Annotated in this window: 5 protein-coding genes; all 5 read left to right on the top strand. The window is 52.4% G+C overall.

The genetic code is table 11. The features are described 5' to 3' along the window. The first annotated feature begins 7 nt into the window (after window positions 1-7). The 5 genes from ACFQ2I_RS16340 to ACFQ2I_RS16360 all read left to right on the top strand — a co-directional run bounded on the left by ACFQ2I_RS16340 (window position 8) and on the right by ACFQ2I_RS16360 (window position 11,904). Window positions 8-898 (top strand): carbohydrate ABC transporter permease, encoded by an 891-nt coding sequence (locus ACFQ2I_RS16340; RefSeq protein ID WP_377565979.1) that lies wholly within the window; start codon window positions 8-10, stop codon window positions 896-898. Between the two features lie 66 nt (window positions 899-964). Further along, on the top strand, window positions 965-2,617 hold the full coding sequence (locus tag ACFQ2I_RS16345) for a hypothetical protein (RefSeq protein ID WP_377565982.1): 1,653 nt from the start codon (window positions 965-967) through the stop codon (window positions 2,615-2,617). 87 nt (window positions 2,618-2,704) lie between these two features. Continuing rightward, a complete protein-coding gene (locus tag ACFQ2I_RS16350) occupies window positions 2,705-4,393 on the top strand; it encodes a hypothetical protein (RefSeq protein ID WP_377565984.1) in 1,689 nt (562 codons plus the stop codon). 57 nt (window positions 4,394-4,450) lie between these two features. Beyond that, window positions 4,451-5,836, top strand: a complete 1,386-nt coding sequence (locus tag ACFQ2I_RS16355; protein WP_377565986.1) for a Glu/Leu/Phe/Val family dehydrogenase — start codon at window positions 4,451-4,453, stop codon at window positions 5,834-5,836. Window positions 5,837-6,096: 260 nt separating this feature from the next. Next, entirely contained in the window at window positions 6,097-11,904 is a 5,808-nt protein-coding gene (locus ACFQ2I_RS16360; RefSeq protein ID WP_377565989.1) for an FIMAH domain-containing protein, read from the top strand. Window positions 11,905-12,510 lie beyond the last annotated feature (606 nt).

Here is a 12,510-nt window from a genome sequence, read left to right on the forward strand (position 1 = left end):
GGCTCCCATGTCATACCAGCTGCATAAAACCAAAACGGATCGGGTGACGGACGTTGTCATCTACGGCGTACTGGGTTTGTTCACACTGTTCACGCTCTTCCCGCTATATTATGTTGTCGTCATGTCGATCACGCCAATAACTGAGGTGCTGAAGAACGGCGGGTTCGTCATTATTCCGAAAGGATTTACATTGGATGCGTACAGAGCGATATGGGAGAGCCAGGCGGTGCCGAATGCACTCAAAGTTACGATATTCATTACGGTTGTCGGTACGTTTTTAAACCTGGTGGTTACTTCGCTTCTAGCTTATCCGTTATCGAAGAAGTCGCTACCAGGCCGTAACCTATTGCTCTTTATGATTGTGTTCACTATGTTGTTTAACGGTGGATTAATTCCTTTGTATTTGGTTGTACGCGCGACGGGGCTGCTGGATTCCGTATGGGCGATGATTATTCCGGGTATGGTGTCGGCCTTCAACCTGTTGATTATGAAGACGTTCTTCGAGAATTTGCCTGAGGAAATTGAAGAGGCAGCGAAGGTGGACGGCTGCGGCGAAGTGTCCACACTGGTCCGCATCGTATTGCCGCTCTCTACTCCCATCATGGCGACACTAGGGCTGTTCTATGGCGTCACGCATTGGAATGAATACTTTAAAGGCATTATGTATTTGAATGATAAATCTTTGTACCCGATACAGGTCGTCTTGCGCAATATGATCACGACGCCGAATGTCAGTCAGGATTTGATGCTATCCAATCCGGGACTCATTCAGGCATTGCCGCCGGAGACGGTGAAGATGGCCGTTGTCGTAGCTGCGCTGCTGCCCATTTTGGCGGTTTACCCTTTTCTCCAGAAGTATTTCTTGAAAGGAATGCTGCTTGGAGCTATCAAAGGTTAAATCATAGAACTTCTTGGTCCTACAAAAAGGTTTGAATGAAGACAAACATTTTGGGAGGGGAAGTCTTTGGGAAAAAGAAAAATGAAAGTATGGCTTGTTGTTCTGATAGCGATGGTCATGGTGGTGAGCGCTTGCAGCAACGCTAATAACGACGGCAAGACGAACACATCCAAATCAGAAGGCGAGAATTCATCGGGGAAAAGCAACAATGGGGATGGAGAAGGCGCTAAAAATGAACGGGAACAGCTTGAGCTTAACTGGTATGTTGCAGGCACTGAAGTCAGCAATAACGCTGTTATGCCTGCAAGCAAGGATGACTTTGTCAAGCAGGCGATTGAAGAGAAGTTTCATGTCAAGCTGAACTTTACGTCGTCTCTAATTTCGGCCGATTATGAGAAGCAGCTCAATACGAAGCTGGCCGCCGATCCGCCGCATCTGTTCGTAGCGGGAGGGCGTCAATCCCAGGCGCTGACACTTGACGGATTGCTTGCGGATATGACGCCGTTCGTGAACCCGGAGACGATGCCTAATTATTTCAAGCATTGGGTGTCGGAGCAAGAGCTGGAACGCTATGCGATCGAAAATTCCTTCGTCCGGGCTCCGGTTGCGTTCAGCCGGAATCGTTACACTTCCTATTATATTCGCAAGGACTGGCTAGACAAGCTTCAGTTAGAGGTGCCAAGCAGCTATGAAGACATGCTTGAAGTTATGCGTAAATTTACCTTTGACGATCCGGATGGTAATGGCGCGGACGATACTTACGGCATGAGCGCATCCGGTAATGGCCTTACTTACTCCGCTGACTTCCCGCAGATGGTCCATAATGAGCTGTGGGCCATGACGTTCGATAAAGAGAAGGGCACTTATCGAGATGGCGGCACCGATCTGGAGATGGAGAAGATTCTGACAGAAATCAAAGCCATGCTGGCTGAGAACATCGTTGATCCCGACTGGTTCTTGAACAAGGGGACGGCGCATTGGGATAAGGCGGCGAACGGCAAGGCGGGGATCGTCATGGGACATGCCAAGGATTTCGCCCTTGATGCGAATCCGAACAGCATTCAGAGCCGAATTAAAGCGATCATCCCGGAAGCCGAGTTCGTGCCGTTCACGCCGTTCGGCCAAGAGAAAGGGTTGACGTTAAGCGCACTTCCAGGGAATCCGTTCGCCTTCCATACAACCGTAGCGGAGAAAGAGCCTGAAGCAATCAAACGCAGTGTTGAAATTCTGGATTGGCTGGCCAGCGAAGAAGGATATTTACTGACAAAGTACGGACAAGAAGGCGTTCATTATACGCGTGAAGGCAATACGATTACTGTGAAGGAAGCATACAACGAAGTCGCCTCCTGGCTGTCCCTGTATGGATTCTTTACCCCGAAGGACGATGCGAACCAGCTCGGTCTGACAATCATCGATCCTACCTATACGGAGCGCGATCTCGCAATCATTGAGGAGATTCGCAATTATCCTGTGAAGGAGCATATCGGCACGAACGTAGCGCCGCCGGAGGGGGCGGATCTGGGGGCTTTGCGAACGAAGATGAGAGAGTATCATGTGAAGGTTCTGTTCGAAGAGCCGGATGCATCGAATTGGTCCCAATATCATGAAGAGCTTATGACGGCCTTCCGCGGCAGAGACACGTTCAATGCTTATGCCGAGCAGATCGGCGCAGCGCACGGCATTGAGGTGGTTTTCGACGAAGGCAGTGTGGATCAGTAAGACTGCTTAGCGAAGCAAAGGATCATGCGGCATTGTGCTGTATGATCCTTTGCTAGAATGTCCACATAACAGAAAGGAAGACGTTCCATGCGAATGGCCAGTGTTGGAATCTTGTTAGACAAGACAGCGGTGGAAAGGCGTCACCGCTATGGATTGAATGTATTTGAGTCGTATATAGGCGAGGTGCTGGGTCATACGGGAATGCCTTATGAGTGGATCGATGGGATCAATGATGTCGTTTCCATGAAGCCTGATGTGTTGATCGTCGCTTGTATGGACGACAATCAAGCGGCAGCGGAAGTGATCTGGTCTTATGCCGAAGCAGGCGGCATCGTCATTTCATACGGGGGATTGCGGCCGCTGGCATCCAGACTTGGCTGCCATGAGGATCGTGAGATTCAGATAGGCTATGCCTTGACTGCCGATGAAGCCGATCGCCTGCCGCTTCGCTGCTTGAACGCGACGCCCTGGAAGCAGGCTAATTCGGGTGCATACTCCGTTAAGCCAATTGGGACCGTTCTTAAAGAGGGGCCGAACGGATCGCCGTCGGGAGCCGCGTTGCTCAAATTCCAAGTCGGGCAAGGCTTCATCGAACGCTGGTCCATGAATATTCCGGCTACCATTGTACGTTTTCAGCAAGGGACAGGTCCGGTAATCAGCGACGGCATTCCTGCTCGAGACGGAACCGGCGCGGTAGATGAAGATATTTTGAAGGCGGATGACCGTATCGCATTGGACTGGGATTATGATCGCATGAGGACGGAGACGGGCGCGCCATATTTCGCTTACCCTTATGCGGACTTATGGAGAGAGAAGCTGCTTGGGCATCTGCTGCAATGCGTAGCGTCACTGGACTTGACGCTTCCCTTCATCGGCTACTGGCCCGACGGGGTGTCCTGCGTGGCCATGATCTCCCACGACAGTGACTTGAATATAGATGACACGGCCGAGACGACGCTCAAGGTGTTGAAGGAATGCGGCATTCATTCGTCATGGTGCATGATTGAGCCGGGATACAGCCCTTCTATTTACGAGAAGGTGATTTCGGAAGGACATGAATTGGCCTTCCATTTCAATGCGCTGGTTGAGCAGCAAGGGCAATGGGACAGAGCGGAATTTGATCGTCAATATCAATGGTTGAAGGACGCTACGGGCCTGGAGCATTTCACCTCGAACAAAAATCACTATACCCGCTTTGAAGGATGGGGCGAATTGTTCGAATGGTGCGAGCAAAGCGGCATTGGAGCCGACCAGACGAGAGGCCCGAGCAAGAAGGGCAACATCGGTTTTCTGTTCGGCACTTGCCATCCGTACTTTCCGATCGCATGGTTCGATGAAGGCAATCGTCCTTACAACGTATTGGAGATCAGCTTCTTGACACAGGATTTGGACCATTGGAATTTGGCGGATTCCAGCGTGATCGTACCGTTTCTGGAGCAGGTGAGACGTGTGGAAGGCGTCGCGCATTTCCTGTTCCACCAAGTTCATATTCACGAGCAGCCAGCCGTGGCGCAAGCGCTGGGAAAGGTTGTCAGCGAGGCGGTAAGCAGGGGCTTTCAATTCTGGACATCCAAGCAAGTGAACGATTGGGAGCGGGCGAGGAGGAAGGCGCGAATTGCCGGAGTATGGTTACACGGCGAAGTCGTCGTTGAAGGGGCGGAGCAGCTTGAGAACGCTGTCGTCTATGTTCCGGTGGCTGCCGGCTCGCCCGATATGGAGACGGAAATGCGATTCGGCGTTCCATGCAGAAAGATTGTACTCAATTCATCCCGATAATGAGAACGTTAATGAATCAATCGATTATATCTGAATGTTAAGGAGCTATTCACGCCTATGGACCTGCAAACAGATGAAATTATAGGGCAGTCGCTGCAAGTGCTCAAGGAAACCTCATCGTTTCTTTCGGATGTGAACGGCTGTCATCGGGATCAAGTTTTTGACTCGCTGGCTGCCATATTGTCGACGCCCAACAAGGTGCACAAAGCTTTCTTGCGCATTCCGCTCGAGAATGGCAATGTGAGGCGCATACCAGCTTATCGTATACAGCATAACGATACGCTTGGTCCTTATAAAGGCGGCATCCGTTTTCACGAATCGGTCAACGAGACGGAAGTGGCCAATCTGGCTGCCCTGATGACGCTCAAAAACGCTCTTCACGAAATTCCGTTCGGCGGCGGCAAAGGCGGCATTATTATTAATCCGCAGCATTATACCGCAAAAGAGCTCAACTTGATCTGTAAAAAGTATGTGCAATATTTCAACGATATTTTGGGACCCGACAAAGATATTCCCGCCCCGGATATGGGCAGCGGCGAGCGCGAGATGGACTGGATGATGTCGGAATACAAAAGCATTAATCCCGGGAAGCCTTATCTGGGCAGTTTTACTGGAAAAAGCACGGTGAGCGGAGGCTCGCTGGGCCGCAAGGAGGCTACAGGCAAAGGCGTTTACTTCTCATTCCGTTATATGCTGCATCATTATGCAAACGATCACCGGGAATGGCTGACCGGCACGGACAACCGTTTTGCCCGGTCGTTGCTTGCGCTGGCCGACCATCCGCGCCCGCTTACCGTGGCTGTCCAAGGCTTCGGCAACGTCGGCGCGGTTGCCGCCTTGGAGGCGCATCGCTGCTCCTATCTGAACGGAAAGGTTGTCGCTGTAAGCGACCGCAACGTCACGTTATTCCATGCGGACGGGCTTCCCGTTCCCGTCTTGTACGAATATTCGTCACGGCATTGGGGCGATTTGCCGAAGACTGCCGAGGAGCTTGCCACGCTTGGCGTACATGCCCAAATTTTGGATCGCGAGCAGGTGCTGTTTTTGGATGTCGATGTGTTGTTTCTGGCGGCATTGCAGGATCAGGTGCGAGAGGACAATGTCGAGCAAGTGCGGGCGCGCTTCATTGTGGAAGGCGCCAACGCGCCAATTACAGGGAAAGCTGATGCGGCTTTGGCCAACCGCGACATTATCGTAATTCCCGACATTTTGGCCAATGCGGGCGGCGTTATCGTCTCTTACTTTGAATGGCTGCAAGACCGCGAGACACAGTTTTACGACGAGGAGCAGGTTTACAATTTGCTGTATGGCAAGATGCAAGGCACAATGAAGGGCATATTGCCCGCTTTTTTCGCAGACGGGCTTACGCTCCGTCAGAATTGCTATAAGCATGCGGTAAAGAAGCTGTCTACAGCGCTGTATAGACAGGGAAAGCTGTTTTAATAGGGGAAGCGGCGGCCTGAACCGTCAATGGAGCGGGCCGCTTGCACATGCGGGCAGTATGGAGCAATAAGATTGCGGAGCAAAGAGGGAAGGCGATGCCGTTGCTTGTCGCTCGTAAGTGCAGGAGCAGGTGTAAGGAGCTGATATAGGAGTCATAACCGTGGGAGGTGCTGCCTCAATATTATGCCAGATTGAAAACGCTATTATTTTCATCGCTTGGCAAGACAAAACGCTGAACGGAATAGGGAGGAGATGCATTTATGCGTACTTTTCGAACAGTATTGACTTGGCTGACAATCGTGGCATTGCTTGCGGGGAACTTGACATGGGCTGCAAACAAGGCTCAAGCCGAGACGGAGGACACCGTCACAACTGTGTATTCATTCGCAGATCTGGTCACTATGCCGAATGATCCGGCATGGCATGTTGACGCCACCAACCCGGTAAATATGCGGGTCACTGCATACACCATACAGTTAATAAACAACGATCCTCAACCGGATGTTAACGGCGAATACATAACGATTAACTTCTATGTACCGGAAAGCCGGTATTATGACCTCGACATGGTGTACAGGAAAAATATAGCGGGCGGTTATGCCGATATCGCAATTGATGATCAGACCCTCGTAACCGGCCATAGCTTTTACAACCCATTAAGCACTGATTCCACTCTCTATACCTCCAATGTAGCGACAGGATTGCAGCTGTCCAAAGGCATCCACACGTTAACCTTCACGGCAAATGACACAGTACAACTGCCGTCGAACGGCAATTATTACCTCTACTTGTATCTTCAGCAGTTTGAACTGATTGGCAAGGAGCCGTTCCTCGATCTGGATACCGTCGAAATAACAGCGCCGAAGAGAAATCTGCAGCTTGGCGAATCCGTTCCGCTCACGGTGGAAGCCAAGCTTAATGACGGCACGTTGGTGCCCGTAACGAATAGCGTGTATGTAGAGAGCGGCAATCCCGAAGTTGTTAACGTGACGGATAATGGCCAGCCATTTACAGTGACAGCCTTGGCGGAAGGGAGCGCTGTCGTCAGCGCGGAGATGACCTATGAAGGGACGACGCAGCGCGGTGAGCTGACGTTCTACGTCGGTGAAGTTCCGGAACCTGGAGCCGTATACACCTATGACTTCAAGCAGCCTGTGGATTCGACCATCGAGACAGCAGGATGGGAAATTACCGACTACCTGCTTCCTCTCGGCGCAGGCTCGTACCGGCATCAAGTGTACGGCATTCAGGTTCAGGCCGGCGGCGTCGGGCAATATATCGAATTCGACATCATGGTTCCGGAGTCTGGCATCTATCAGGTGAAATTCAACGGAGCAGGAGCTTCAGGCGGGGCTGTCGGCACCGTGCGGATCGACGGGGAACCCGCTGGAGACTACCCGTTCTATTCGGCCAATTATGTGCAGGAGAAGGGGCAAGTCAGCATAAAGACGTTCGAGCTGGATAGCGGCATTCACAAGCTGCGTCTGGAGGTCAAGGAACAGGCCGGCTATTACGCTCTGTATCCCGGCGAGCTGCAGCTTGTGGAGACGGGGGGATTCCCGGATCTCCAATCCATCGATCTGGTATCCGACGTGGCGGAACTAATGGTAGGGCAGAAGGCGGAGCTCATTGTAAAAGGTACGCTTGCGGATGGATTTGCATACAACTTGAATAAGGTGGACCAAGCTGTGAAAGCTTACGTCAGCAGCGATGAATCGGTTGCGATGGTAGATGCGGACGGCAACGTATCGGCTGCAGGAGAGGGCGAGACGGTAATAACAGCATCCGTGACGTTAAACGGGACAACTATGCAGGATCAATTCCTCATGACGGTCAACAACAAGCAGCTGGCGAGCGTGCAGGTCACGGCATCCCCCCACCCCATCGTTACAGGGGAATCGGCGGTGGTAGCCGTCACCGGATATGACAATGAGGGCGGTGTTGTAGCGTTGAAAGACGCTAATGTGCATTACGCGAGCAGGGATGAATCTATCGCTGTCGTGGACCCGGACGGAACTGTAACTGCGGTGTCCGAAGGCGAGACGGTCATCGATGTGACGGTTGTGTTAGGCCAGGCAACGGTGCAAGGCTCGATCGCGATCACCGTTGTTCCTCCGCTATTAGCGCAGATTGAGGCATCGCTTCTTCGGAACGGACTGTTCGTCGGGGACCATGTCCAAGTGAACATAAGGGGATCCTACGGCAACGGAGAAGCTGCCGATTTAAGCGATGCGGACATAACGGTTGTTAGCAGTGATGAGACGGTTGTCCTCCCGGACGCGGGCACCGGCATTGAGGTGATCGGTCCCGGTACGGCAACACTTGCCGTAACCGTTACGCTGCGGGGCGTCACCTTGCAGGATACGATTGAAGTGAGCTCGCAAGAAGTGTCCAGCAGCAAGACGAGGAGTACGTATTATACGGAAGAAAAGATTGCGGCGGCGAGAAGCAACATTCTGACCTATGATTGGGCCATAAGCGAGAAAGCGGGCGTAGTCGCCGAAGCCGACAAATATGCAGCGATGGGCTACGAGCAGCTGTGGAAGCTCGTGACGCCGCAGACGCTTCCGCGCAGCTACGGGGTTAATCAAAAGCTTGGCAGCCCGATTACCGGGAAGGAGATTAACCAATACGGCAACTACCCTTGGCTGGCCGATACGGAGAATCATCCATGGAAACTGATTGATCCCAGCAGCGGGTATATGTTCCCGACGAATGATTTTGGCGCTTATTACGAAAGCGGCTTGGATGCGAACGGCATTTTCCGCCAGGAGCTTGCCGATAAGAGTTTGCTTGTCAATACGTTGTACCCCGAGAAGGGTTCGACCTGGGGAGTGGACGACGGGAACGGCTGGATGGACGAGAACGGCAACCGTTGGACATTCATCGCCTATTATAACCACTGGAAATTATGGCGCTCCGGGGAGATCAGCAAAGCGATCAATTCGCTGAGAGACGCTTATGTCTACACCGGGGATATGAAATATGCCCGTGCAGGCATCGTTTTGCTGGACCGCATTGCGGATGTATATCCGGAGATGGACGTTTCCGCCTATAGCGCTGCCGATTTCTTGAATTCCCATGGCGGAACCGGGGAAGGGAAAGTAATCGGTTCGATTTGGGAAACGGGATTGGTGAAAGACTTCATCAGCGCGTATGACGCATTCTTCCCGGCTATCGATGATGCTGAAGTGATTGCATTCTTAAGCGGCAAAGCGGAGCAATACGATCTAGGGGTGTTGAAAACATCCGCAACCGGCATTAAGAGAAACATAGAGGACGGCATTCTGCGACAGGTGTATCCAGCGGTGAAAAATGCGCAAATTCGCGGCAACAACGGGATGCATCAAACGACACTGGCATTGGCCGCGGTCGTGCTTGACACGTTGCCGGAGACGAAGGAATGGCTGGACTTCAACTTCCAGTCCGGCGGCTTATTGTCCGGACCTTGGCGGGTGACAGGCGGCAACGTTCTGTCGCTGCTCGTGAATGATGTGGACCGTGACGGAGCAGGCAGCGAAGCGTCTCCCTCATATAACAACCTGTGGATTGGCTTATTCCAGGAGATGGCGGATATTCTGGACGGCTACGACTTGTATCCGGCTGCGGATTTGTATCAGAATGTGAAGTTCCGCAAAATGTTCGCTTATCCGTATCCGCTTATGTTGAGCGACTATTATTTTCCATTGATCGGAGATACCGGCAACGCAGGGGGACCAACGAGCTTATTGAACCAAGGACAGCTGATCAAAGCGTTCGAGAAGTATCGTGATCCTGTGTATGCGCAGCTGGCTTATTATTTGAACGGCAACCGCATTGAGGGAATTCACGGAAATATCTTCACAGATAACCCGGAGCAGATCGCGCAAGATATCGCAGCAGTAATCGAGACGCTCGGTCCGCTGAACCTGGGCAGCACGAACTTGACGGGATACGGATTTGCGGCTCTGCGCGACGGTGTTAATGAACGCAGGTTCAGCGGTCTCGGCTATAGCTTCAGTCAATTGGAAGTGACGGAAGCGACGACGGGGTATCAGTTGTATGCGAACAGCGGCACCATCCAATTCAACGCGGAAGCAGCCGGACATGCGATCGCTTTCAAGTTCGAAGTGCCGAAGACGGACCGTTATGAAATCAACCTGAAGCCGTTCCTGGCCACGAGCTATGGCCTATACGATATTTCCATTGACGGCAATATCGTACACCGCTTCGACTTCTATGGAACTAGCGGCGCCACCTCGGAACCGCAGGTAATAGCGGATATGGAGCTAACCGAAGGAGAGCACACCATCCGATTCGAAGGTGTGGGTAAACGAGACGACGCTTCGAACTATAAATTGGGCATCATCCAAATGCAGCTATTCGACGAGGCGGCGCTCACCGTCAAAAATGATCCGAAAAACAAAAACACGCTGCGGGATGTGTGGATGTATTACGGTCGGAACACCGGCCACGGCCATAAGGATACGCTTAACATCGGCATGCATGCATTCGGATTGAATCTGCTGCCGGAGCTTGGATATCCGGAGTTCGCGGACAACAATCCGCGGCGACACGAATGGCAAAACAATACGATCAGCCACAATACAGTCGTTGTAGACGAAGGGAAGCAGCAAAATCAAATCGCAGCGCAGCCGATCCGCTTCCACGACGGAGAGATGGTGAAATTGGTGGAGGTCGAGGCGCCGAACGTATATCCGCAGACGGAGCTGTACCGCAGAACGACGGCGATGATCCGTGTGGATGACGAGAACTCCTATGCCGTTGACTTCTTCCGGGTGCAGGGCGGAGAGGATCATCACTTCAGCTTCCACGCAGCCGATGCGGTAGTGACTACCGATGGATTGCAATTGACCGATCAGCCGACAGGAACGTATGCGGGGGCAGACGTGGAGTTCGGCAATCGTCCGGCCGACGACAGCGTGTCCGGCGGAGGGTATATGGGGAGCGGCTTCCACTACTTGAAAAATGTTGCAAGGGACGAAGCGCCTTCAGATGTATTCAGCGTAGATTGGAATGTGAAAGATACGTGGGATATTTATGGCAATGGCGCCGGCGCGTTAACCGACGTTCACCTTCGCCTCACGATGCTCGGCGCGATGGACGACGTCGCATTGGCTGACGGGGTGCCGCCGCAGAACAAGCCGGGCAATCCTGCGAGCATGCGTTATCTGATCGCGCACCGCGAAGGAGACAATCTGGAGTCGACGTTCACCTCTGTCATTGAGCCTTACAAGGGCGAGCGGTTCATCGCTTCGATCGAGGCTGTGCCTGTGACGAAGACTGACGGAGCAGCGGTGTCGGAGCATGAAGTCAGAGCGGTAAAGGTGACGCTCACGAACGGCAGAACGGATTATATTCTCAGCGCACTGCAGGAGGATGTGCCGTACATGGTGGACGACACGTTCCAGTTCCGGGGAGGCTTCGGCGTCTATACGCTGGAAGACGGACGCCAGACGATCGGTTTTATTCATGGGGGACAGACGTTCCGGGGAAGTGTGCTTGACTTCACGCAGGAGCTGAGCACGGACAATGAAGTGATCGCGGACTTCGGCTCCGCTGACGTCGATCCGGCACAGATCGCAGGGACTTATATCTACATTGAAAATGACGGGGTTCGCAATGCAAGCTACTATATAAAGGAAGCGACTCGTCTGGAGGACGGCACTTTCCGACTTGACGTAGGGGATGTGACGCTCATTCGGAGCTGGGCGAACCCGCTCGACTTTGAGCAAGGTTATATTTATGATGCCGCACCCGGCGCTGGCTTCCGCATTCCGCTTGCGGAGGAGTTCCTCTTCATTCCAACCGTGGCCACATTGGAGGAACTGTTGGACAGCTGCATCACCGAAGGGGATGTAACCGGTCCAATGGCCGCGCAGCTGTCGAACCGACTGAGGCAGACGGCGCATCATTGGGAAAATGGACGGCATAGTCAGGCTGCGCACCATCTCCATAAATTTCTTGAGAGCTTGAGTAAGGAATCGCTTCAGCAGCATATTGCGGAACAAGCGCGTATCTGGCTTGCCTCCGATGCCGAAGCCGTTCTGCAGCAGCTTGAGTCATAAGCGGTCAGCGAGCGCTATAAGTCTCAAATGGGGCGTTGGTATGTGAAAGGAGAACAGCCGGCTTATGAGCCGGCCGTTCTCCTTTTTTGCATTCTTTAGCGTATAAGTTCCGGGGTCCCCGCAAAGTACCCCAGTAAGCTTCGAATTGGAGCCCACTTTGTGGGGGATTTTATGCCGATAAGGAGCGTACGGGCCATATGAGTGTATGAATCCTACACTGGAGTGCCGAAAAGGGTCGTTCGAGCCGAAATAGTGTATGAATCCTACACTGGAGCGCTGAAAAGGGTCGTTCGAGCCGAAATAGTGTATGAATCCTACACTGGAGCGCCGAAAAGGGTCGTTCGAGCCGAAATAGTGTATGAATCCTACACTGGAACGCCGAAAAGGGTCGTACGGGCCATATGAGTGTATGAATCCTACACTGGAGCGCCGAAAAGGGTCGTTCGAGCCGAAATAGTGTATGAATCCTACACTAGAGTGCCAAAAAGGGTCGTTCGAGCCGAAATAGTGTATGAATCCTCAGTAGCGTTGCATTAAACTTGACATGGATTGTGCCTCTAATAAGTCGTTCTAAATTGTGCTAAATATGTTAAATATATGTGGTTC

Origin of the sequence: Paenibacillus chungangensis, assembly GCF_042675905.1 — a bacterium.
In the GTDB taxonomy this organism is placed as follows: Bacteria; Bacillota; Bacilli; order Paenibacillales; family Paenibacillaceae; genus Pristimantibacillus; species Pristimantibacillus chungangensis.